Source organism: Nonomuraea recticatena, from assembly GCF_039533245.1.
Classification (GTDB): Bacteria; Actinomycetota; Actinomycetes; order Streptosporangiales; family Streptosporangiaceae; genus Nonomuraea; species Nonomuraea roseola.
The window spans coordinates 380,137-402,778 of sequence record NZ_BAAATE010000004.1; the positions used below are offsets into that span (position 1 = coordinate 380,137).

Annotated in this window: 20 protein-coding genes, 1 tRNA gene and 2 pseudogenes; 11 read left to right on the plus strand and 12 right to left on the minus strand. The window is 69.2% G+C overall.

Going from position 1 to position 22,642, the window contains the following annotated elements:
- Positions 1-27: 27 nt before the first annotated feature.
- Together ABFX50_RS10730 and ABFX50_RS10735 are read left to right on the plus strand one after the other, a co-directional pair.
- Positions 28-1,533 carry a potassium/proton antiporter gene (locus ABFX50_RS10730; protein ID WP_346145459.1) on the plus strand — a complete coding sequence of 502 codons (1,506 nt, stop codon included), beginning with the start codon at positions 28-30 and terminating at the stop codon, positions 1,531-1,533.
- A 66-nt stretch (positions 1,534-1,599) separates the two neighbouring features.
- Positions 1,600-1,896: an FmdB family zinc ribbon protein gene (locus tag ABFX50_RS10735; protein ID WP_346145461.1), complete on the plus strand. Its 297-nt coding sequence runs from the start codon at positions 1,600-1,602 to the stop codon at positions 1,894-1,896.
- On the opposite strand, the gene ABFX50_RS10740 is transcribed toward ABFX50_RS10735, so the two are convergent.
- Complete coding sequence (locus tag ABFX50_RS10740; RefSeq protein ID WP_346145463.1) at positions 1,889-3,862, minus strand: MDR family MFS transporter; 1,974 nt, start codon at positions 3,860-3,862, stop codon at positions 1,889-1,891. The two genes, ABFX50_RS10735 and ABFX50_RS10740, sit on opposite strands and share 8 nt — an antisense overlap.
- A gap of 164 nt (positions 3,863-4,026) precedes the next feature.
- Here ABFX50_RS10740 and ABFX50_RS10745 point away from each other — a divergent pair, with 164 nt between their 5' ends.
- From ABFX50_RS10745 to mscL, 3 genes are read left to right on the plus strand one after another with little or no spacing between them, the layout of a single operon-like run.
- The gene (locus ABFX50_RS10745; protein WP_346145465.1) at positions 4,027-4,833 is read left to right on the plus strand and encodes an S-methyl-5'-thioadenosine phosphorylase; all 807 of its coding nucleotides are present in this window, start codon (positions 4,027-4,029) and stop codon (positions 4,831-4,833) included.
- 39 nt (positions 4,834-4,872) lie between these two features.
- Entirely contained in the window at positions 4,873-5,460 is a 588-nt protein-coding gene (gene cpaB / locus ABFX50_RS10750) for a Flp pilus assembly protein CpaB (RefSeq protein ID WP_346145467.1), read from the plus strand.
- A 29-nt stretch (positions 5,461-5,489) separates the two neighbouring features.
- The gene (gene mscL / locus ABFX50_RS10755) at positions 5,490-5,888 is read left to right on the plus strand and encodes a large conductance mechanosensitive channel protein MscL (RefSeq protein WP_346145469.1); all 399 of its coding nucleotides are present in this window, start codon (positions 5,490-5,492) and stop codon (positions 5,886-5,888) included.
- Between the two features lies 1 nt (position 5,889).
- On the opposite strand, the gene ABFX50_RS10760 is transcribed toward mscL, so the two are convergent.
- Complete coding sequence (locus tag ABFX50_RS10760) at positions 5,890-7,059, minus strand: D-alanyl-D-alanine carboxypeptidase family protein (RefSeq protein ID WP_346145471.1); 1,170 nt, start codon at positions 7,057-7,059, stop codon at positions 5,890-5,892.
- 1,667 nt (positions 7,060-8,726) lie between these two features.
- On the opposite strand from ABFX50_RS10760, the gene ABFX50_RS10765 reads away from it, so the two are divergent.
- Positions 8,727-8,799, plus strand: a tRNA-Arg gene (locus tag ABFX50_RS10765).
- 872 nt (positions 8,800-9,671) lie between these two features.
- On the opposite strand, the pseudogene ABFX50_RS51300 reads toward ABFX50_RS10765, so the two are convergent.
- The 4 genes and pseudogenes from ABFX50_RS51300 to ABFX50_RS10785 form a co-directional block, all read right to left on the minus strand.
- Positions 9,672-10,616: pseudogene (locus ABFX50_RS51300) on the minus strand (recombinase family protein); the annotation flags it as partial.
- Positions 10,576-10,848 (minus strand): hypothetical protein, encoded by a 273-nt coding sequence (locus tag ABFX50_RS10775; RefSeq protein WP_346145475.1) that lies wholly within the window; start codon positions 10,846-10,848, stop codon positions 10,576-10,578. The pseudogene ABFX50_RS51300 and the gene ABFX50_RS10775, both read right to left, overlap by 41 nt.
- Positions 10,839-11,075, minus strand: coding sequence for a WhiB family transcriptional regulator (locus ABFX50_RS10780; RefSeq protein ID WP_346145477.1), 237 nt, complete (start codon positions 11,073-11,075; stop codon positions 10,839-10,841). Before ABFX50_RS10780 ends, ABFX50_RS10775 begins: the two co-directional genes overlap by 10 nt.
- A complete protein-coding gene (locus ABFX50_RS10785; RefSeq protein ID WP_346145479.1) occupies positions 11,072-11,959 on the minus strand; it encodes a DNA cytosine methyltransferase in 888 nt (295 codons plus the stop codon). The genes ABFX50_RS10780 and ABFX50_RS10785 overlap by 4 nt, the downstream gene beginning before the upstream one ends.
- Positions 11,960-12,013: 54 nt before the next feature.
- On the opposite strand from ABFX50_RS10785, the gene ABFX50_RS10790 reads away from it, so the two are divergent.
- Positions 12,014-12,697, plus strand: a complete 684-nt coding sequence (locus tag ABFX50_RS10790) for an HAD family hydrolase (RefSeq protein WP_346145481.1) — start codon at positions 12,014-12,016, stop codon at positions 12,695-12,697.
- Positions 12,698-12,718: 21 nt separating this feature from the next.
- On the opposite strand, the pseudogene ABFX50_RS51305 reads toward ABFX50_RS10790, so the two are convergent.
- The 4 genes and pseudogenes from ABFX50_RS51305 to ABFX50_RS10805 all read right to left on the minus strand — a co-directional run.
- Positions 12,719-13,405: pseudogene (locus ABFX50_RS51305) on the minus strand (deazapurine DNA modification protein DpdA family protein); the annotation flags it as partial.
- Positions 13,402-13,881 (minus strand): VUT family protein, encoded by a 480-nt coding sequence (locus ABFX50_RS10795; protein ID WP_346145483.1) that lies wholly within the window; start codon positions 13,879-13,881, stop codon positions 13,402-13,404. The pseudogene ABFX50_RS51305 and the gene ABFX50_RS10795, both read right to left, overlap by 4 nt.
- Entirely contained in the window at positions 13,878-14,723 is an 846-nt protein-coding gene (locus ABFX50_RS10800) for a hypothetical protein (RefSeq protein WP_346145485.1), read from the minus strand. Before ABFX50_RS10800 ends, ABFX50_RS10795 begins: the two co-directional genes overlap by 4 nt.
- Positions 14,720-15,223: an XF1762 family protein gene (locus ABFX50_RS10805; protein WP_346145486.1), complete on the minus strand. Its 504-nt coding sequence runs from the start codon at positions 15,221-15,223 to the stop codon at positions 14,720-14,722. Before ABFX50_RS10805 ends, ABFX50_RS10800 begins: the two co-directional genes overlap by 4 nt.
- Positions 15,224-15,447: 224 nt before the next feature.
- On the opposite strand from ABFX50_RS10805, the gene ABFX50_RS10810 reads away from it, so the two are divergent.
- From ABFX50_RS10810 to ABFX50_RS10825, 4 genes are all read left to right on the plus strand, one after another.
- Complete coding sequence (locus tag ABFX50_RS10810) at positions 15,448-16,746, plus strand: sigma-70 RNA polymerase sigma factor region 4 domain-containing protein (RefSeq protein ID WP_346145488.1); 1,299 nt, start codon at positions 15,448-15,450, stop codon at positions 16,744-16,746.
- Positions 16,747-16,880: 134 nt separating this feature from the next.
- Positions 16,881-18,365 carry a conjugal transfer protein TrbL family protein gene (locus ABFX50_RS10815; protein WP_346145490.1) on the plus strand — a complete coding sequence of 495 codons (1,485 nt, stop codon included), beginning with the start codon at positions 16,881-16,883 and terminating at the stop codon, positions 18,363-18,365.
- Positions 18,362-19,291, plus strand: coding sequence for a PrgI family protein (locus tag ABFX50_RS10820; protein WP_346145492.1), 930 nt, complete (start codon positions 18,362-18,364; stop codon positions 19,289-19,291). The genes ABFX50_RS10815 and ABFX50_RS10820 overlap by 4 nt, the downstream gene beginning before the upstream one ends.
- Positions 19,288-21,027, plus strand: coding sequence for a VirB4 family type IV secretion system protein (locus ABFX50_RS10825; protein WP_346145494.1), 1,740 nt, complete (start codon positions 19,288-19,290; stop codon positions 21,025-21,027). The genes ABFX50_RS10820 and ABFX50_RS10825 overlap by 4 nt, the downstream gene beginning before the upstream one ends.
- On the opposite strand, the gene ABFX50_RS10830 is transcribed toward ABFX50_RS10825, so the two are convergent.
- Together ABFX50_RS10830 and ABFX50_RS10835 are read right to left on the minus strand one after the other, a co-directional pair.
- Entirely contained in the window at positions 21,006-21,830 is an 825-nt protein-coding gene (locus tag ABFX50_RS10830) for a hypothetical protein (RefSeq protein WP_346145496.1), read from the minus strand. The two genes, ABFX50_RS10825 and ABFX50_RS10830, sit on opposite strands and share 22 nt — an antisense overlap.
- Before the next feature lie 177 nt (positions 21,831-22,007).
- Positions 22,008-22,619: a nucleotidyltransferase domain-containing protein gene (locus tag ABFX50_RS10835; protein ID WP_346145498.1), complete on the minus strand. Its 612-nt coding sequence runs from the start codon at positions 22,617-22,619 to the stop codon at positions 22,008-22,010.
- Positions 22,620-22,642: the final 23 nt, after the last annotated feature.

The window sequence follows — 22,642 nt, forward strand, 5'->3', positions numbered from 1 at the left end:
GCCCTCAGGAAACAGAGAGGGGGCCGGATGAAGCTCGACGTCTGGCTTCTTCTCGGAGCGGTCGTCGTCATCGCGGCCATCGCCTCGGTCAGGGTCGCGCACCGCAGCGGTCTGCCCAGCCTCCTGCTCTTCCTCGGCTTCGGTTTCCTGCTCGGCGAGAGCGGCTTCGGCATCCCCTTCGACGATCCGATGATCGCTCAGCAGGTCGGCCTCGGCGCGCTGGCGCTGATCCTCGCCGAAGGCGGCCTGACCACGACATGGAGCCACGTCCGAAAATCCGTGCCCACCGCGATGGCCCTGGCCACGCTCGGCGTGGCCGTCAGCATCGTGGTGGTGGCGCTTGCCGTCCAGGGGCTGCTCGGAGCCGACTGGCGCACCGCGCTGATACTCGGCGCGGTCCTCGCCTCCACCGACGCCGCCGCGGTCTTCTCCGTGCTGCGTCGCCTCCCGCTGCCCACCAGGCTGTCGGGCATCCTCGAGGCGGAGTCCGGGTTCAACGACGCGCCCACGGTCATCGTGGTGGTGCTGCTCAGCCAGGTGGGCAAGCCCGTGCCGAACGTGGGCGAGTTCGTCATGCACGCGGCGATGGAGCTGGCCATCGGCGCGGCGGTGGCGGGGCTGCTGGGCCCCGCGGGCGCCTACGCCCTGCGCCGCGTGGCCCTGCCGGCCTCGGGCCTGTACCCGATCGCGGTGCTGGCGCTCACCTTCGTGGCGTACGGCGGCGCCGTGCTCCTGCACGGTTCGGGCTTCCTGGCCGTATACCTGACGGCGCTGATCCTCGGCAACGCCAGGCTCCCGCACAGGGCGGCCACCCGCGGTTTCGCCGAGGGTGCGGCGTGGCTGGCGCAGATCGGCCTGTTCGTGATGCTCGGCCTGCTGGCCAGTCCACTCGAGATGCCGGTGGACGTCGTGCCGGGGCTCATCGCGGGCACGGTCCTGGTCCTGCTGGCCAGACCGCTGTCGGTGATCGCCTGCGCCTTCCTGGTCAAGCTGGCCCGCCTCGACGACATCGACTGGCGAGAACAGGCGTTCCTGTCGTGGGCGGGGCTGCGCGGCGCGGTGCCGATCGTGCTGGCCACGATTCCGTGGGCCGCGGGCGTGGGCCATGCCGAGCACCTGTTCAACCAGGTCTTCGTCATCGTGATCGTGTTCACGCTGCTGCAGGGCCCCACGCTGCCCTACGTCGCCAGGGTGCTCGGCGTGGCCGTCGAGGGCGAGGCGCGCGACCTCGACGTGGAGTCCGCGCCGCTGGAGCAGCTGAACGCCGACCTGCTCCAGGTCAAGGTGCCTCAGGGCTCGCTCCTGCACGGCGTGGAGGTATTCGAGCTGCGGCTGCCCGTCGACGCGGCCGTCACGCTGATCGTCCGCGAGGGCCGCACGTTCGTGCCGACGGGCACCACCAGGCTGAGGTCCGAGGACCAGCTGCTGGTCGTCACCACCGCCTCCTGCCGGGAGCAGGTCGAACGGCGGCTGCGGGCGGTCAGCCGCAGGGGCAAGCTGGCCGGATGGTACGGCGAGCGCGGTATGGAATGAGTCGCACCCAAGGAGCGTTTATGATTAGCAGTCGCGTGCGTCGAGTGCCAACCTGAGGAGGAGCGCGTGCCCACGTACCAGTACGTCTGCAACGACTGCGGTGAACCGCTCGAGGTCGTCCAGAAGTTCTCGGACGACGCTTTGACCGTCTGCCCCAACTGCGAGGGACAGCTGCGCAAGGTTTTCTCGGCCGTCGGCATCGTTTTCAAGGGCTCGGGCTTCTACCGCACCGACAACCGGTCCTCGTCCGCGACCAGCACGCCGACGACGACCCCCGCCAAGCCCGCTGAGAGCACCTCCGCCCCCGCCGCGGCCGCGACCCCCTCGCCCGCTCCCGCTGCCTCCAGCGCCGCCTCTAGCTAGGCCTGTCCACCTCGGCGCCCAGCAGTTCGGGGCACAGGCGGTCCAGCAGGTGCTGGAGCTCGGGGTGCGGGCCCCAGTCGTCGATGAGTTCCTTGAGTCCCTGCCTTGCGTGCGCGAGCAGGGTCTCAGCCATGTGCTCGCCGTAGGCCGTCAGCCGCAGCGACTCTCCGTCCGTCGACCGCATGACCAGTCCGGCCTCGATCAGCTGCTCGGCGTACGGCCTGCCCTCCGCCCTGGTGACCCTGCCCCTGTCGGCAAGCTCCTGGGCGCCGACCCAGCCTTCACCCCCGAGTCTGGCGATGATCCAGACCCCGGCGGGGGGCACGTCGTCGAGCCCCGCGAGCGCTCCGAGCCTGGCGTAGTAGTCCTTACGCAGGTCGCTGTCGGCCAGCCGTACCAGGCCTCGCTCGACCTCGGCCAGCGACGAGCGCTCGGCGGAGGTGGCGCCCAGGCCCTCGCCGAGGTCGACGGCCTTCACGGTCTTCCTGAGCGGCTGTTCGGGGATGAACCATGACAGCACGAACGCCACGAACATGATCGGGGCCGCCACGGCGAACACCCTGGAGATCGCGTCGGCGTAGACGTGCAGGAACTCGGCGCCGAGCGCGGGGGGAAGCCTCCTGATGACGGTCGGGTCCTCCTGCACCCGCGCGGGGTCGAACCCTGCGGGCAGCCGTACGGTGGCGACCACCGCCCGCAGGTCGTCGTTGAGCCGGCCGGTGAAGACCGCCCCGAGGACGGCGACGCCGAACGAGCCGCCGATCGAGCGGAAGAAGATGGCGCCCGAGGTGGCGACGCCGAGGTCCTCGTAGCCCACGGCGTTCTGCACGACGATGACGAGCACCTGCATCACCATGCCGAGCCCGGCCCCCAGCACGAGCAGGTCGATGCTCATCGTGAGGGTGGAGCTGTGCTCGGTCAGGCGGGACAGCAGGAACATCCCCAGCGTCGCCACGGCCGTGCCGATGATCGGGAAGAACCTGTAGCGACCCGTGCGCGAGACGACCTGGCCGCTCACGATGGACATGGTGAGCATTCCCGCCATCATGGGCAGCAGGTGGACCCCTGACAGGGTGGCGCTCACGCCGTACACGACCTGGATGAACAGCGGCAGGTACGTCAGCGCTCCGAGCATGCCGAAGCCGACGACGAAGCCCACCAGGGACGACATGGTGAAGCTGCGCAGCGTGAACAGCCGCAGCGGCATGACGGGCTCGTCCGCCGCCCTCGCCACGAACCACCAGCCCACCAGCATGGCCAGCGCCGCCAGGCCCAGCCCCCAGATCATCGGGTCGGACCACGGGTAGACGGTGCCGCCCCAGGTCGCCAGCAGGACCAGGCAGGAGGTCGCGCTGCCGAGCAGCGCCATTCCCGCGTAGTCGATCGTGTGGTGGGTGCGGGTGGACCTGCCGGGCAGCACCGCGACGATCACGATCAGCGCGACGGCGGCGATGGGCAGGTTGATGTAGAAGACCCAGTGCCAGGAGAGGTTGTCGACGAAGAAGCCGCCGAGGAGCGGGCCGACGATGCTGGAGACGGCGAAGACGGCGCCGAAGAAGCCCTGGTACTTGCCGCGCTCGCGGGGCGGGACCACGTCGCCGACGATGGCCTGCGCGAGGACCATCAGGCCGCCGCCGCCGAGCCCCTGCAGGGAGCGGAAGGCGATGAGCTGACCCATCGACTGGCTGAGGCCGCAGAGGGCAGAGCCGATGAGGAAGACGACGATCGCGGCGATGAAGAGGCTCTTGCGACCGTACTGGTCGCCCAGTTTGCCCCAGAGCGGGGTGGAGACCGTGGAGGCCAGCAGGTAGCCGGTGACGACCCAGGAGAGCTGCTCGAGGCCGCCGAGGTCGCTGACGATGGTGGGCAGGGCGGTGGAGACGATGGTCTGGTCGAGGGCGGCCAGGAGCATGCCGAGCATGAGCGCGACGAGGATCAGACCGAGGCCTTTCTGCCGCTCTTGCATCGAATCAGCTCCTTCTCGGACGTACTGGTCCAAGCATACCCATCGCGATCATTTGACTACTCTCCGGAGTGGCGTCCACAGGCCCCCGCTCCCCCGCCACCGTTGTCCACAGAACCGCGTTCTGCTCCTGCTCCGATCCGGCCCTTGCCGCTAATCTCTCGCCCATGGTCAATCGCGCAGATATCGGCGTCATCGGCGGGTCAGGGCTCTACTCCTTGCTCGACGACGCCCAGGAAGTCGAGCTCACGACGCCCTACGGGCCGCCCAGCGACGTGATCACGGTCGGGCGCATCGGCGCGCGATCCGTGGCCTTCCTCCCCCGGCACGGCCGTGACCACCGCCACCCCCCTCACCGCATCCCCTACCGCGCCAACCTGTGGGCGCTGCGTTCGCTCGGGGTGCGCCAGGTCCTGGCCCCCAGCGCGGTCGGCTCCCTGAAGGCCGAGCACGGGCCCGGCGCCATCGTCGTCCCCGACCAGCTCGTCGACCGCACCTCCGGCCGCGTGCAGACCTACTACGACGCGGGCGGCGCCGTCCACGTCTCCTTCGCCGACCCCTACTGCCCCACAGGGCGCGCGGTGGCCGTCTCCGCGGCCCGCTCGGGCGGCTGGGACATCGTCGACGGCGGCACCCTCGTCGTCATCGAAGGCCCGCGCTTCTCCACCCGCGCCGAGTCGCAGTGGTTCGCCCGCAACGGCTGGACGATCGTCGGCATGACCGGCTTCCCCGAGGCCGTGCTGGCCAGGGAGTTGGCCCTCTGCTACACCTCGCTCTCCCTGGTCACCGACCACGACGCCGGGGTCGAGGCGGGCGAGGGCGTCACCCACGAAGAGGTCCTGCGGTTCTTCGCGACCAACGTGACCAAGATGCGCTCCCTGGTGGCCGACGCGGTCGAGGCCCTGCCAAAGGAGCGCACCTGCGCCTGCGGCTCGGCGCTCGACGGCATCAAGCTCCCCTTCGACCTCCCCTGACGTACGGCCCGGCCGACCACGCACCCCCTGGAGTCCTCAATGCGTGCCTGGATCCGAGCCTTCAGGCGGCGACGCCGCCTCCTCGCCGCGGCGCTGGCCGCCCTGGCGTTGGCGTGCGGGCTCACCGTCCTGCGCCCGGGTCCCGGCCCGACGACCACCGTTCTGGTCGCCGCCAAGGATCTCAAGCCCGGGCCGCTCCGGGCCGGTGACCTGCGGGCCGTCCGGCTTCCTTCGCAGGCCGTACCCGACGGGGCGCTGCGCACGGGCGCGGCGGGAAAGATCCTCGCCTCTCCGCTGCGCAGAGGCGAGCCCGTCACCGACGTACGGCTGCTCGGCCCCGGCCTGCTGGCCACCCTTCCACCGGGCACGGTCGCGACACCCGTCCGCATCGCCGATCCCGACGCCGCCCGCCTGCTCGCTCCCGGCGACGCCATCGGCGTGCTCGCCGCATGGGACGGCGGCCAGCCCGCGCTGACCGTCGCCGAGCGCGTGCCCGTCATCGCCATCCCCTCGAGCCACAGCGAGGCGGGCGCCCTCGTCGTGCTCGCCGCCAGCCCCGACCAGGCCAGGATGCTCGCGGCCGCCCAGGCAGGCGGACGCCTGTCGGTCACCCTTCATCCGCACTGAACGTATGCGCCTGGCTACCCTTTGTGGTCATGAGCGGATTCAAGAAGTTTCTCGTCCAGGGAAACGTCATCGACCTGGCCGTCGCGGTCGTCATCGGCGCGGCGTTCGGCGCCATCGTCACGTCCTTCGTCGCCGACCTGCTGACGCCGCTGATCTCCGCCTTCGGCGGGCTGCCCGACTTCAGCTCGCTGACGCTCACGGTGGGCGAGGCGCGGTTCAAGTACGGCAACTTCCTCAACACGCTGGCGTCGTTCCTGATCATCGCCGCGGTGATGTACTTCCTGGTCATCAGGCCCTACACCCGCTACAAGGAGGCGCGCGAGGTCAGGGGGGAGGTCACCCACCGCGAGTGCCCTGCGTGCCTGTCGGAGATCCCCAGGGCCGCCTCCCGCTGCAGCCACTGCTGCGTCGAGGTGGTGCCGGTCTAGCTCAGCGCAGGGAGTCGATCTCCGGGTCGTACTCCCAGTGCCACGGCTCGTAGGGGTTGCTGTAGGCCCAGTCGGGATGGAACCAGCCATACCTCTTGGAGTTGGCCTCCATCCACCGGAACTGCGGCGTCCCTCCCGACTGCACCCCTCCACACAGGTCCACGGCCATCCCGAGCCCGTGGTTGCTGCGTCCTGGCACCGCGGCGAAGCCGGGCCTGCGGTAGTAGACCGACTGCTGCTCCCCCAGCGTCCTGTAGGCGTCCGTGACGCAGATCGGCTTGCCGAAATGCCGCGTGTATGCCTCGTTGAGCGAGACGAACGCGATGGCCGCGTCGGCCCTCAGCAGATGGCCGCGCTGCTGGATCGGGCAGAGGATGTTCTTGGGGATGAGGCCGTTGGGATAGTCCTTGGTCGCGTCGATCCGCAGTGGGTTGCACGCGAAGGCTGCCCGTCCCACCTTGTCGATCTTGATGCCGAGCTTCACCAGCGCCTTGGTCAGCGAATGCACGACCTTCTCCGAGCGCTTGGTCAGCGTACTGACCTCGGCCTCCACCTGGGCCGCCGCCAGCAGGTTCGTGGCCCTCAACTCCTGCGCCTCCGCGGCCAGGCGCTGCTTGTCGGCGTAGACCTTGGCGACGGCGTCCATCTGGATCTGATTGGCCTGGGCCAGCACGCTCGCGTCGCTCTGCGCGCGCAGCATCTCCTCGGTCACGTCCCCCGTCAGATACGAGATCACGCCGTCACCCACGGGCTGCTGGTACACCAGCTCGACCAGGTCCGAGATGGGCCGCCGCATGCGCGTGAGCTCCGTCTCGGCCGCCGCCAGGTCCTTGAGCTTCTTGGTGAGCGCGTCGTTGGAGGCCTTGAGGTCGCTGGTCCGCTTGTCGAGCACCTTCTGCGCGGCGGCCAGCTCGCTGGCCGACTTCTCGGCCTCCTTGCGCAGCGCCGTGAGCCCAGCGGGATCAGGCACGACCGCCGCTGCGGCGCCGTTGGCCTCGGCAGGAGGCTCCACGGTCGAGACGAGCCCGTCGACGGTGGCGTCTGGGTCGACGGCGCCGGTGAGCTCGTCAACGGGCGACCCTGCTCGGGCGACTTGGGCCACGAACTGGCGAGCGTGAACAGCGGCGGCGACCTTGACCGTAGACCCGCTTGCGGGGCCGCCCGCGTCCACGGCCTGCATGGTGTGCTTGGGCAGGGACGACCCGGCGGGAGCGCCGGCGGACAACCTTGCGTGAGCCGTCGTGGTGGCCTGAGCGGTAGAGGAGCGGTCGCGGGCCGTAGCAGCGGAGCCGGACTCGGACGACCCGGCGGGGGCGCCGGGAACCTGCGCCGCAAACGACCTTGCGCGGGCTGTCGCGGTGACCTGAGTCGTGGACGAGAGGTAGGGCGCCGTAGCAGCGGGGCCGGACCCAGACGACTCGGCACCAACGGTGGCGACCTCGGACGCGTGCGACTTCACCCAAACCGCCGGAGCAACGTCGGCCGCTGACGAGCGGTAGGGGGCCATCACAGCGGCGACGAAGTCAGACGACCCGGCAGGGACCGCGGCAGCGTCACGCGTGGACGATCCCGCGCGAACCGTCGTGACGGCCTCAGCCGCTGACAAACGGTCGTGAGCCGTCGCGATGTCGGCCATCGACGAGCGATCAGGGACCGTCGCGGCGACCTCGGACGTTGACGAACGGTCGTGGACGGCCGACGCGGGCCCCACGAGCATCGAAGAGATCGTCGTGACGACCGCGATCAGACCCGCTGATCGAGGGGCTGACACGTTCGATTCCTCCGTTTGCGAACTCGTTACCTGGGTCAGGCACGCACGTTACTACAGCCCTCTCGGTGCCCGGACCGAACTCCCGAGAGCCGTTATGTTCCCAACGCGCCGTTTGCGGGATTTGTGGGACCGGTTTCTACGCGAGCCGCCGCTGATGCTCCTGACACACCTCCCAGAGCCAGGTCTCCTCCCACTCCCCCGGACACCCCTCCGGCTCCGGCGGCCGCTCCCACCTCGACTCCCCCGGTTCCCCCGGTTCCCCCGGCTGCCTGGGCTCCCGCGCCTCTGACCCGGGCCGCCGCTCCTCGACGTCCGGCTCGGGCGTGCTTACCCGCTCCACCTCCCGCGGCACGGCCACCGCCACCCGCGCGGGCTCCCTCGCCTGATTCGAGGACGGAATCGGCCCTCCGTACCTGGAGTCCGGATGAGGCGGCGCCGGCGCCAACACCGGCGCGAACGACATCCCACGCTCAGCCCGGGCCAGGTGACCCACCCGGGTGCCATCCCCCTCGGACAGGCGATGCCCTAGGGTCGCGCTGTGGCTCAGGTACGCACCGTGACCCGGGTCCGCGCTTCCACCCTGGTGCACGCCTTCGCCCTGGTATGCACCTTGATGCGCACCCACGCCCTGACCCGCACTCCCACCTCGGCTCGCACTCTTGCCCTGGTTTGCGCTCTCGCCCACCGGCGCGTTCTGGCCCGCCCCCGCGTATTGGCCAGCCCGCGCCCGGCGGACGGAGTCACCGTCGACCGCCCCGTCCGGGGCGCCAGCCGCCAGCGTGGCGGCGTCGTACCCGGTGAGCTGCGCGACCAGGAGCCCCCCGGCCAGAATCGCGGGCGCCAGCAACGCCCCGCACAGCACCACCGGACGTCCTGCCCCTCGCCTACGCAACTGTTTACGTCGACTTCTCTTCACGGGGGCGACGTTAGCCAGGGGCCTGGAGTGAGCAGGCGATCGCTTGTCATGCCTTTACCGCAGCTCAGAGCAGCCATGACCGACACCACAAAACTCACACCCGCCCAGCGGCACACGCACTGCCAGAACTTCGCTAGGCTTATGCGTGTCCGCCTCCGTAGCTCAGGGGATAGAGCACCGCTCTCCTAAAGCGGGTGTCGCATGTTCGAATCATGCCGGGGGCACGCAGAAAAACTTCGGCACCGCCGTCCGCATCCAGCGGGCGGCTGTTTTGGTTCTCGGGGACTTGTTCTGACATGGCGGTGACTCCTTCGATGGTTTCGGCGTCGAGAGTGACCCTGATCAGTGCGATCTGGGTCCTGTGGTCGTAGCGAACCTCTAGGTGGAAGGCCGCGAAGAGCTTGCGTTGCAGGGCGGCGGGCACATCCGCGAGTCTGGTCTGGAGCATGGGGAGCATGTGGAGTAGCTCGACCTGATGGTCTCGGGCGGGAGGGTCCGCCTGGGCCTCGGCGAGCTCCTGAGCTTTTGCTCGGCGGTCGTTCTCCAGCTCGGTGAAGCGCGCCTGCAAGCGGCGTGAGAATTCTGGGTCGGCGTCGTTGTCCTCGATCTGAGCGATGAGACGGTCCTGTTTCCTGACAGTGTCCGCGATGCTCCTCTTCAACGCCTTGCAGCGCGATTCCCACTCTTGTTGCGCCTTGTCGCTGCTCACAGGGAGATCAGCGGCCAGCAGCTCGTGGCGGTGCGGGCCGAAGATCCGGCGCTGGAACAGGTCGTGGACGGCGGCGATGAGGGTGTCTTCCCGCACTCGTACGACCTTGGGGTGATCGGGGAAGCGGTCTTCCCTGCCCTTGTTATTGATGCTCGGCTGGCAGAAGTGATAGGCGTACTCCCCCACCTTCCGCCGGGTCTCGGTCTGGCCGTTCATCCGGAGGCCACACAGCTCGCAGAAGACGAACGAGCGCAGCAGGTAGGTGTGGCGGGTCCGCGGGTGGCTGTTGGCATCCGATCCGGCGCGGGAGGTGTTTCGGGTGCGCCCGACCTTCTGCGCCGCCTCGTACATCTCGCGTGTGGTCAACGGCTCATGGGTCGGGTGCGCGGACCAGACCCACGTACTGGGCGGGTTGAGCATGCTGCGGCTGCTCCCCCGCCGACTGGTTGTGGCCTTCCGGTTCCACACCATGTAGCCGGTGTACTTGGGGTTGAGCAGCATCTCTCTGATGCCTGAGCGGCCCCAGGCGTTGCGGCCCCGAAAGTTCGGATTCAACGACTCGGGCGGCGGATAGCGTTCGTGGTCAGCGTTGAGCCGGTCGGCGATATCGCCGTAGCCGAGGCGTTCGGTCACGCGCCAGGCGAAGATCTGGGTGATGGCTGGGCCGCGAACGGGGTCGGGGATCAGCCTGGTCTTGCACTTGCCGTCGGCCGCTTTCGCAGGCACTGGGTGCGGGACCTTGTCGGCGAGATAGCCGTACGGCGGGCGGCCGACGTTCCAGCCTTGCTGGGTGTGGGTGCGCAGGCCGTCCCAGGAGGCCTCCATCATTTGCACGGCGTACCACTCGGCGATGCCCTGCTTGACGCGGCGGGTGAGGATGGCGGTGGCGCGCTTGCCGTTGAGGGTGATGGGTTCGTCGGCCGCAAAGAGCGCGACTCCGAGTTGCTCCAGGTCGTGCTCGATCTTGGTGCCGTAGAAGGTGCGGCGCGAGATGCGGTCGATCGACTCGCAGATCACCGCGTCGAAGCGGCGCTTGTCACTGGCTGCCTCGGCCAGTAGATCTTGGATGCCACCGTCTCGCGGGATGGGGATGGTGAAGTGTTCGTGGGCTATGCCGTACCCGCGGTCTTCGAGGTTCTTGCGGCCGGACTCGATGTCGTAGAAGTGGGCCACGATGACGGCGCCGGGCGGCAGGGCCGCCCGGCTGTTGTCGAGCTGGCGAGGCAGGGACAGCGTGGGGTCTTGCAGGTCCTCGGTCGAGGTCCGGCCGCACCAGGCGACGCGCAGACCGTCAAACGGGTCCTGGCTGACCTCTGTCCCCCATCCGCTCATCGTTCTCCTCACCGGTGTCGTGTTTGGCGAACCAGCACAGCAGCTCGTAGATCACGCTCGCCTGGGTCGCGCGCAACGTCCGGCCCTCCGCTCCGGAGAGCGGGACGATCTCGATCTCGATTCCGAGCGGTTCGGCCTCCTCTTGTCGAGCGTAGGGAGGGGGTTCCGGCTTGGGAGGTCCCTGGGAGGGGAAGTGTGGCCTGGTGGGAGGGCTGTTCTCGGCTACGGACACTTTGTGACCGCCCGGCAGATCTTGCGCCGTTCGGCTTCGGTGGTGCCGCCCCAGATCCCGTAGGTCTCGCCGTGTAGGAGGCAATGGATCAGGCACTCGGTCCGCACCGGACAGGCGCGGCAGATCCTCATTGCTTCGGGCGAGGCGGCGCCATGTGGCGGATAAAAGAGATCGGGATCAGATCCGGCACAGGCGGCCAGGCTCCACCACGGCGGGCCGCCCTTCACGATGCACCATCCAGGCGGTCGTGAAGGAGCCTGAGAGCGAGTGCGGCTTGCTGGGGCACGACGCCGTTGCCCAACACCCTGAGCTGCGCGGCGCGGGAAAGGCTGGGGACCGCGGTGACGTGGCCCTCGGGCAGGCCGAGAAGCCACTCTACGAAAGCTGCTGCGAGTCTGGGCTGGCCTCGGGTTCCGAGTTCGGCGGGGTTGGGAGCGAGGCGGCCAAGGATGGACTCCCAATGTCGGATGCCGGGCTCGTAGGGGCCCCAATCCTGGACAGGGTGCTCCCACTGGGGGCTTTCGCCGTAGACAGCAGGAGCTTGATCGCGATCGCCAGCGGCATGGCTCTGCCTGGCTTCTGTCGGATGCGGCGGTCCAACCAGGACTCCAGTCGTTCGCCGTCGTTCGGACTGCAGGCCGCTGGGGTTGGCAGCAAGGATGAACAGGCGCTCCCTCCGATGAGGGGCACCGGCGTCGGAAGCGCGTAGGCATGTCCATGCCGTGTCGTACCCGAGCGCGGCCAGGTCCCCGAGTACGCGGTCGAGTCCTCGTCGGCGCAGGGCGGCAACGTTTTCCAGGACGACGAAGCCGGGTCGTAGGTGGCGAAGGGCTGCTGCGATGGTGAACCAGAGTCCACTGCGCGTCTCCTTGGTGAGCCCGGCTCCTTTGCCGGCGTAGCTGATGTCAGTGCAGGGGAATCCGGCGGTGACGATGTCCACGCGCGGCACAGCGGTCCAGTCGACGGCGGTCAGGTCGCCGAGGTTCGGGATGACGGGGAAGCGGGCTTCGATGATCTTGGAGGCTTGCGGGTCGTTATCGGCGCACCATGCCAGGCGCGCGTCGTGGACGTCCATGACGGCCAGGTCGAGTCCCCCAGCACCGGTGCACATACTGCCGATCCACGGACGGGCATAACCGAGAAGATCGCCATAAGCTGGGTGATCATGCAGAAACTGGCGCTCTTCGACCTGGACGACACGCTCGTCGATCGGCTGGATGCCTTCCGCCGCTGGGTGGCCGAGTTCACCGGGCGGCGGGGGCTGAGCAAGCAGGATGCCGCCTGGATGATCGAGCTGGATGCCGACGGGTCGCTGCCCACGGAGGAGTTCTTCGCCGCTGTGCATGAGCGGTTCGGGCTGCCCGAGCCGGTTGACATGCTGTGGGATGCCTACCGGGTGCGGATGCCGGAGTTGGTGACCTGCCCTCGGCCGGTACTGCGCGGGTTGAGGCAGTTGCGCAAGGCCGGGTGGCGGGTCGGGATCGTGACCAATGGGACGGCCGCTCACCAGAGGGGGAAGATCTACCAGAGTGGGTTGGTCGATGTCGTGGACGGGTGGGCGATCTCCGGTGAGGAGCGGAGCGGGAAGCCGGGTCCGCAGCTGTTCCAGATCGCTGCGCGGCGGTGCGACGCGAGCCTGCGCGACGGCGGCTGGATGATCGGGGATGATCCCCTCGATGACATCGTGGGCGGGTTTTTCGCCGGGCTGAGAACGATCTGGATCGACCGGGGCATCCGACCGTGGCAAGGACTGCCCGACCTGCCAGGACTGCCGGCACCGCCAGGACTGCGGCCCGATCATGTCGTCACCGACACCGTCGGGGCGATCAAGGTGTTGCTGGGCCAGTAGCCGCTCACGCCAGGCCAGCGCGAAGCGCAGGCAGTTGGATTCGCTCTGGTGGCTGGGCGTGCAGCCGGGCAGGTAGCGGCCCCGAAGACTCCAGGCCATGGAATCGGCCGAGGCAAGGGCAGGCCCGTAGTGGCCCAGTCCGCCGGTCTTGACGCCGAAGCCGTGCAGGATCAGGCCGCGTTCGGCCAAGACGGTGGTGAGGGTGGCGATGTCCCCGGTGTGCTGGCGGCGGCAGACGCTGCCCAGGCCCACCAGCGGCAGTTCGGCGAGGTCGATTCCGGCCTTGCCGTACAGGTCCAGGCAGTGCAGGTAATCGTTCAGGTGCCAGCCCTGCAGGACGGGGATGACCGGCAGGTTCTCCTCGCGCAGGCGCAGGTAGTTGTCGACGGTGAGGCGCTGGTGATCGGCGATTGTCCGGCCGGTGCTGCGGAGCATGCGTGGTTCGCACATCCAGTCCTGGGGTGCGGCCCAGTCGAGGTTGCCGATCTCCTGCTGGTAGCGACGTATGGCTTTGCCATATGCCGAGGGGTTGGTGGTCCAGCCGCCGTGCAGGGACAGTTCGGTGAAGCCGCCCGAGTCCAGGGCCCAGCGGGTGACGGCGATCGGCAGGCGTCGCATCGGGGCCAGCCGCCGGTGGGAAAGCATGAGCGGTACACCGAGGGTGCGGGTGAGCCAGCTGGGCTGGTGGGTGCCGAGGTAGAACCTCATCGGACCCACCTCCGCCAAGCCCAGAGCAGGAGCACGGCGAGCGTTGTCATCCAGAGCTTGCCGACGATCTGGCCGGGGAGCATCCTCAGGGAGCCGAAGGCGAGGAACAGGAAGACCACGCTGTCGGCGGCGAGCGCGACGAGGTTGGAGGCGGTGACCGCAGCGACCAGGCCGTAGCGGCGGGTGAGGACGTAGACGCCGGTGTCGATCAGTTCGGCGAAGGCGAAGGCGGCGATGCTTGCGGTCGAGACCAGCCCCGAGCCCATGAAGCCGGAAAGAATCAAGCCGCCGTACAGGGTGTAGAGGACGGTGAGCGGGCCTGACCGTTCGTGGATGAGGTCGCGAAGGGTGAACAGGACCCCGGCGAGGTAGACCCCACCGGGGGCGACAAGCCCGAAGCCGACCGGGACGGTCAGCGAGATGCTCAGCAGGTTGGCGGCGGCCACCGTGACCATGAACAGGATCGGGAGTATCACCGTGGCCTGCCTTCCTGCACGGCGGAACCGGAGCGGCAAGACCAGGGAGAGCAGCCCTCGATCTGGTCGTCGTTGGGCCCGGGTTTCAGGACGACCTCGGCGAGCGGTTGGCGGGAGCGGTGCAGGTAGTACGTGGCACCGATGCCGGGCGCGCGGGGGTGGCCATGGCGGATGGCCTCGTCGAAGGCGACCGCTTCCGCCCAGCCCACCGGGTCGTGATCGCGCAGCCTGATCCACTCGCTGTCACGGTGGAAGGGACACCCGACGCAGGCTGATCTTGGGGTGTTTCCCAAGCCGAGCGAGGTCAGGTAGGTGCGGCAGTCGGCGCGGGTCCAGCCGAGATCGAGCAGCGGGAAGACGTTGCGCAGGTAGCGGACGGTGGCGTCCTTGGCGCGGTGGAATTCGTCGACGCTGATGCCGATGGCTTGTTCGGCGTAGACGTCCTGCGGGACGCGGTTGGGGTGGGGGTAGCCGAGCAGGCGGCGAACTTCGGCCTTCAGGCAAGTGATCTTGTATTCCTGGGTGCATTGCCGGCGCAGCAGGCCTCGGGAGCCGTCCTTGCCCAGGACGAACAGCGGCATGGACACGAAGCGGTGCTCGGGGTCGAGGGCGTCCTTGCGCAGGTCGCCGTTGGAGACGCGGCGGACGGGGATGCCCGCGTCGGCCGACAGCTTCTCCAGTCGGTCCAGGTGGGTGTACACCTCGGTGGGTTCCCATCGGGTGTCGGCGAAGATGGCGACGTCGAAGCGGGGGATTCGGCGTTCGATGGCGAGTAGCAGCAGGGCGCTGGACTGCACGCCCGCGCCGAGGGAGAGCACGCGCAGTGCTGGGCGGGCGGTCATGACCGGGCCTGCCGGACGATCTCCCACAGGACGCGGTCCACGCCGTCGGAGCCGTTGTCGGTTCGGGGGCGGCTGGGGGCGTCCCAGCCGGTGCGTGCCGGTCTTTCGGCGACCTTCACCAGGCCTGCTGCGCGCAGGCTGGTGCCGGGCTCGGTGGCCAGGGTGTAGGTGATCAGGCGGCGGTAGCCCATAGCGCGGGCGGTCCGCCAGGCGGCCCCGAGCAGCATGGAGCAGGCGTTCGGGGCGCCGTCGGTGGAAAGCCGGGTGACCTCGATGGTGAGGCCGTCGTCGAAGGCCCGGGCGACAGGGCGACCCGCGACAACGACGCCGACCAGGGTGGTGCCGGAGTTGAGGCCGATGGCGTACTTGGCGCCCTGCGGCGGCATCAGGTGCCGGTGGGACCAGGCGATGAATGCCCGGGCGGTCTGCAGCGTGATCGGAACGACCGTCAGCGCTTTTTCATTCGAGGCGGTGGGAGTGCCGTACCGGAATCGGTTCATGGCGGGTGGGGGCGATTTCCTCAGATGCCCTCAGTGGACGTCCGACGACTGGCAATCCGCAGGCAGAAGCGCTGGCAACTAGGGCTTGGCCTGCGGCAACACCGCTGGCAACTTCGCTCGGGAAATTCGATGGAAGGTGCCAGCGGAGGTGCCAGCGATTTGCCTGAAGGGCTTTCTATACCGGAGGCGAGAAAGGAAATTCATCGCGCCTTTGGAGCCTTCCGATGGAAAATCACCGTTCACCCCTGGACGCCGCCGAGCACATCTTCCAGCTCGTCGCTGGCGAGCCGTACGGACTGACCCTGGACGGCGCCGCGCTCGCCCCCGAGCTGCCGCAGCGGTACATCCCGCTCACCGAGCTGCGCGGCATGCTGACCCGCCGCAGCATCAGCGATGCCACGCGAGACGCCGTCTGGCGCGAATTGGTGCAACGCGCCCGTCTGCTCGGGCCGATGTGGCTGGTCGGCGCGGTCGGGATGGCGCTGCCCGCGTTGCGCGGCATCGCCGGGCGCATCACCAGCGGCTACCTTGCTGGCGACCCCGAAGACGTCGACAACGAGGTCCTGGCCCGCTTCATCGAAGCCGTCCGCGCCGCCGACATCGAAGCGCCGAACGTCAGGCCTCGGCTGTGCAACGAAGCCCGCCGAGCCGGGGAGCGGGTACGCAAGCTGGCCGAATCCACTGCCGGAAGGCCGCTGCCGGTCACCGTCTCGGTGCCGCCGAAGCCACCGTGGGGTCACCCGGACTTCGTGCTGTTCGATGCGGTCACCAAGGGCGTGGTCAGCGAGCTCGACGCCGAGCTGATCGGCCGCACCCGGTTGGAGGAGCGCACGATCGCCGACGCGGCAGCCGAACTCGGAATGACTGAGGAGGCGGCCAAGAAGCGGCGGCAACGAGCTGAGCCGGCGCTGTGTGCGGCGGTCGAGGCCGGAGAGGTCACCGCCGGGCTGTCCCTAACGATCACCTCCGCCTGCACTAGAGAGGTAGAGGACCAGATTTCCGCGTGGAGCCGGGATTCCTCAGATACCCCATCCGAGCTCGACATCCCGAAGGGAGGCCGGGGCACCACCCCCGGCTCCACGCGGAGCACCAACCGACGGCGACCTCAAGACGCTCCGGCCCTGCAGCTGAATGGCAAGAACACCGGAAGCCCGCCCCCCGAGGACAAGGACCCCTACCGGTGGAGGCGGCGGTTCTGCCGGGTGGCAGCGGTGGTGCTCATTGCTGCCGCCGTCGTTGCCACCATCGCGACTGCCGTACTCGCCGAGACCCCTCGAGTGCTTGCCGTACCGAGTGATCTCGGCAGGGTCTTCGACAACCTCCGGAACTGGCTGATCGGCCTGCTCGCCACCCTGGCCACACTGATGCTCACCATCGGCGGCCTCCGCTACCTCGTGGCAGGCGGCGACCCCGGCGAAGTCCAGAAGGCCAAGGGCGCACTCAAGGCCGCCGCCTTCGGCTATGCGCTCGCCATCCTCGCCCCGCTGTTCGTCAGCGTGCTCAAGCGGGTGGTAGGCGGATGACACCCCTGAAGCTCCTGTCCGTCGCGGCAATCGTGACCCTCGCTCTTGCCACCCCTGCCGCAGCGGCAGAACCCACTCCAACACCCACGCCCTTGCCAGATCAGTTGCCGTGGCCGCCGCAGCCAAGCACCGGTGTGAACGTCGGCATCGGCGGCTGGATCACCGGCCAGATCAACGCCTGGTTCGCCAACCTCGTCGGCCTGGCCATGAAGCCGCTGCTGGAGCTGCTGGCCTCCACCTTGCTGTCCACCCCGAGCGTCGCCACCCAGGACCGCGTCCAGGACCTGTGGCAGGCCACTGCCGCGATCGCCAACGGCGCATTCGCCCTGCTGGTCGTACTCGCCGGGATTCTGGTGATGGGCCACGAGTCTGTCCAGACCCGGCACGCCTTCAAGGAGATCGCGCCACGGCTCGCGGTCGCGTTCGGCGCGGCCAACTTCAGTTTCTTCCTCGCCACCCAGCTGATCGACCTGGCCAACGGCGTCTCCACCGCTCTGCTGGGCCAGGGATTCGACGCCAAGCGGGCCACCACCGCGATCCGCTTCATGATCGTGCCACCCGCCAACAGCGAGATCTTCTACATCCTGCTCGCCCTGGTCGCGGTCGTCCTGCTGGTGCTGCTGCTCATCACGTTCGTCTTCCGCGTCGCGATGACGACCCTGCTGGTGATCGCCGCCCCGCTCGCGCTGGCCTGCCTGGCGCTGCCGCAGACCGACGGCCTGACCCGGTTGTGGTGGCGTGCCTTCTCCGGGCTGCTGCTCATCCAGGTCGCCCAATCCCTCACCCTCGTCACCGCAGTGCGGATCTTCTTCAACCAGGACGGCCGCGAGACAGCCGGACTGCACCCGGTCGGGCAGCTGTACAACCTGCTACTCGCCCTCTGCCTGCTGGTCATCCTGGTCCGCATCCCCGGCTGGATCTCCAGAGCCGTCTTCCTCCCCGGCCGGGGCTCGACGATCGGCCGGATCCTCAAGTACGCCGTCACCTACAAACTGACCGCGCCCGTCCTGCGCGCCCTGAACCTCGGCAGAGGAGGCAGAGGAGGCGGCAAGCCGGCTACCACCGGAGCGGCCCCATCCACCGCTCTCAAGTCGGTCGCGGGCAAGGTACTGCCCGCCCTCGCCGGAGGCCCTGCCGGTACGGCTGCCGCCACCGCGCTGACTGGTGCCGCCTCCGCCGGTACGGCTGCCGCCGCTGCCATGGGCGGACCCGGCCCTGCCAAGCACGCCCCAGTCGGCGCCCGCCGACCGGTACGAGCGGAGGACTGGGAGCCCGCACCGGTCAAGCACGCGCCGACCGCCCCTGCCATCGCCGGCAAGTACAAGCCGACCCCGCGGCCGCAGAGTCCCACACCTGCCACCACCCCTGTGTACGGCAGGCCACGCGAGAACTTCTACGCCGCCGGACCTGCCGGGCTCGGCCAGATGCAGAGCCTGCGCGCCGCCTCCCAGCGCCGAGCCATCGATCCCCCGCCGCCCTCGCGCCCTGCGGCACGCCCGATCGTCGCGCCGAACGCACCCATCCCCGGCACCCCCGAGTGGCCGGAGAGCTCCGGAACCCCGAAGAAGACGCCACCGCGCCGCCGTACCCGCAGACCCCGAGGAGGTGACGGGCGATGACCTGGACTGACGCAGTACGTATCCCCGCCAACGTGGAAGCCCCCGACAAGATCATCGCTTCGTTCACCGCTCGCCAGGTGCTGATCCTCGGCGCCACCGGTGCTCTGCTCTACGGCGCCTACCTCGGCTTCGGCGAGCGGATCCCGCTGTGGGCGTTCGCCGCCTTCGCCCTGCCGATCGGTGTGCTCGGCATCCTGCTGGCGATCGTCCAGCACGACGGCATCCCCCTGGACCAGTACCTGCTCTTCGCCTTGCGCCACCGCCACGCCCCAAGGCAACTGGTATCCGCCTCTGAGGAGATCCCAGAGATTCCCGCCTGGGTCAACGCCTCGCCCGGACCGCTCCCCGCCCCGCTTCGCCTGCCCGCCAAGGGCATCGGCCCGGACGGGTTGATCGACCTCGGACCGGACGGCGTTGCCGCCGTCGCCGAGGTCTCCACCGTCAGCTTCGCCCTACGCACCCCTGAGGAGCAGGACTCCCTGGTGGCCGTGTTCGGCCGCTGCCTCAACTCGCTGTCCGGCCCGATCCAGATCCTGGTCCGCGCCGAACGCGTCAACCTCTCCGAGGCCATCGCCGACCTGCACCGCAGCGCACCCCAGCTTCCGCACCCGGCCCTCTCCCACGCCGCCCGCGAACACGCCGCCTTCCTGACCGACCTGTCCGCCCGCCACGACCTGCTCCGCCGTCAGGTCCTGCTCATCATCCGTGAGCCAATCGTCGGCTCCCAGGGCCGCACAGCCGCTGCCTCCCGCGCCCTGCGCCGACTGGACGAGGCCTCCCGCGTACTCGGCGCCTGCGGCCTGACCATCAAGCTCCTCGACCAGACGGCCGTCACCGGCCTCCTGCTCGCCTGCTTCGACCCCACCGCCCCACCGCTCGGCGACGACTTCGCGCTCCCGGGCGACGTGATCGGAGGCAACTGGTGAAACTCTGGAAACGTACGGCTCCCGCCGTCGGCGGATTCGGGCCCGATGCGATCGAAGTCGAACCTCGCCGCCTCCAGGTCGCCGGAAGCGTCTGCGCCACCCTCGCGATCACCGGCTTCCCCCGCGAGGTCAGCCCCGGCTGGCTCGAACCCCTGCTCACCTACCCCGGACGCCTCGACGTGTCCGTCCACATCGAGCCCGTGCCATCACTGATCGCCTCCGAGCGGCTCCGCAAGCAGCTCGCCCGCCTAGAATCCGGCCTCCGCAACGACCACCAGCACGGACGCCTCCTCGACCCCGGCACCGAAGCAGCCGCCGAGGACGCCCAGGATCTCGCCTCTCGGATCGCCCGCGGGCAGGCCAAGCTGTTCCGCGCCTCGATCTACCTCACCGTCCACGCCACGTCAGCCACCGAGCTCGACGACGCCTGCGCCCAGGTCCGCGCCCTGGCCGCCTCCCTCTTGCTGGACGCCCGCCAGGTCACCTACCGCCAGCTCCAGGGCTGGATCTCCTCGCTCCCGCTGGCCTACGACAACCTGGCCATGCGCCGCACCTTCGACACCCCCGCCCTCGCCGCCGCCTTTCCGTTCACTTCGCCGGATCTCACTGCCGAACTGGGCCCCACCGCGGTCCTGTACGGCGCGAACCTGTCGTCCGCCTCGCTGGTCGCCTGGGATCGCTTCGAGCAGCCCAACCACAACTCCGTCATCCTGGCCAGCAGCGGCGCCGGCAAGTCCTACCTCGCCAAGCTCGAAGCCCTCCGCTCCCTGTACGCCGGAGTCGAAGTCGCCGTCATCGACCCCGAAGACGAATACGCCCGCCTCGCCTCAGCGGTCGGCGGCGCTTACCTCCACCTGGGAGCCTCCGGCGTCCGGCTCAACCCTTTCGACCTGCCGCCCAGGTCCAAGCCCGGCGACGACCCGCTCACCCGCCGCGCCCTGTTCCTCCACACCCTGATCGCGGTCATGCTCGGCGAACCCCTCAACAACGCGGCTAAAGCCGTACTCGACAGGGCCATCCTCACCACCTACAAGCAGGCCGGGATCACCAGCGAGCCCCGCACCTGGAAGCGCCGCCCGCCTGCGCTCCGCGACCTCGCCAAGGTTCTCGCCGACGACCCGCAGGGCAAGGACCTGGCCGCCGGGCTCGCGCCGTACGTCACCGGAAGCCACCGCCAGCTCTTCGACGGCCCCACCACCACCCGCCCCGACTCCCACCTCATCGTCTTCTCCCTGCGCGACCTGCCCGACGAGCTCAAAGCCGTCGGCACCCTGCTGACCTTGGACACCGTCTGGCGACGCGTCAGCAACCCCCAGGAGAGAAAGCCCCGCCTCATAGTGGTCGACGAGGCCTGGCTGCTGATGAAGGACCCCGAGGGCGCCAAGTTCCTGCTGCGCATGGCCAAAGCCGCCCGCAAGCACTGGGCCGGACTCAGCGTGATCACCCAGGACGCCGCCGACCTGCTCGGCTCCGACATGGGCCAGGCCGTCATCGCCAACTCCACCACCCAGATCCTGCTCAAACAGGCACCCCAGGCCATCGACAAGGTCTCTGACGCCTTCCGCCTGTCCGACGGCGAACGCCAGCTCCTGCTCTCGGCCGAACGCGGCATGGGCCTGCTCGCCGCCGGCCAGCAACGCGTCGCCTTCCAGGTGATCAGCAGCCCCTGGGAGCACACCGCCGTGGCGACCAGCAGCCCACAGGAGCTCCTCGACTACGAGGAGGCCGACCTGTGAGCCGCGTCCAGCTGCTGCCTGCCGGCGAAGTAGGGCTCCAATGCCTGAACGCGGACGAGCTCGACAGTCTCCACCGGCCATTCACGCCCTCGGACCGTAACCGTGTCATCCGGCAGTTCTGCCCGCGCCAGCCAGGCCAGACCATCGGCCAGATAGGCGAAGGTCTGCTGCTCACCATCGATGAGGATCGTCACCTGAGCCCATGCCGGGTCGGGTTGTTCACCACCATCTCGCCGCGTGACTTCCCACAGTTCCTCGACCGCCTGCCGTACCTGAAAAGCGTCACTGGGCTGATCGGTCACTGCGACGGTCAGTTGCGGGCCGTCCTCTGGGTGGCCGTGCCCCAGGACGAGCTCCAGCCGCGCCGGCTCCCCCGCGCTCCAGCTCTCGGACCGTTCCGCCGTCCAGCGCTGCCCCGGCCAGGCGGGCGGCAGGCCGTACAGCGGGAACGGCGCCGTCCGGAACGCCAGCTCTTCCTCTTCCTGATGCCGGCGGACGCTCCCGCCCGGCGCGATCACGTCCAGCAGCTCGTGCCGCAGCGGGCGGGACGCCCACTGGCGCCGGAACTCGCTGGACAGGTACAGCAGCCACAACCCGGCCACCACCGTCAGCGGGAACAGCCACCAGCTCCAGCCCCACAGCCACTGAGCGACCAGTCCGACCATGGTGGCCGCCAGCGCGGGCAGCAGGTAGGCGATCGGCGTCGGCGTGATGCCTCGCCTGCGATGCAGCACCTTCAGGACTCCGACCGGGATCCGCGCCGCCCTGCGCCACCAGGGCAACGGCCCGTCGAAGCCGAACATCACCCCAGGGCTGACCTCCGCCCCGCACGCGCGGCAGACTCCCTCGCCGCGCCGCGAAGGCCCGCCGTGCTTCAGCCACCGCCCCAACGCTGTCAGCCGTGGGGGCAGGGTGACCTGCACATCAGCCGATCCGCAGGACTGGCATTCCCACACGATCCGGGTCCGCATCACCGTCCTCTACCTGCGCAGCCGATCGCGCCATGGGTGCGTGCCGTACTCGAGTGCCAGCATCTGATCCAGCCACAGCCGCTGAGGACCGGTCAAGACCGGCAGCACCTCGGTGAAGTCGAGTTCATCTTTGGGACGCAGCCCTTTGGACTTGTACAGCAGCTGCACCTCGGGAGACAACCGCAGGAACCCCTTACCGGAGGCGACGCCCAGGGAAGCGAGCGGACGGCGGATCCGGGCATCACGCCGGTAGATCCACTCCTCGCCATCGGTCTCGTCCAGCATCAGCTGGAACCGCCACGGCCCCTCGGCGTGCTCGCGCACCCAGATGTCATGCGCGTGCTCCGGCAGCACCTCGTCAACCGCCCACGGCCGCAGCGTGCCCGGCGGATCGGCCACGTGGCAGTCCCAGCGTTGCAGCAGGCGCCGCGCTTCCATCTGGTCTCGGCGCAGCAGCGAGATGTCGACGTCTCCGTGCTCGCGATAAACACGGCCGACGGCCAGCTCGATCGCGTACCCACCGCTCACCCACCACGGCACCTCAAGTCCTTGGAACAGGGCGACAACCTCGCCCAGCGGCAACGGCTCCCACGGACCCCACGGTGTCTCGGTTCTCGGCATCTCGCCATCTTCCCGGATGGCGG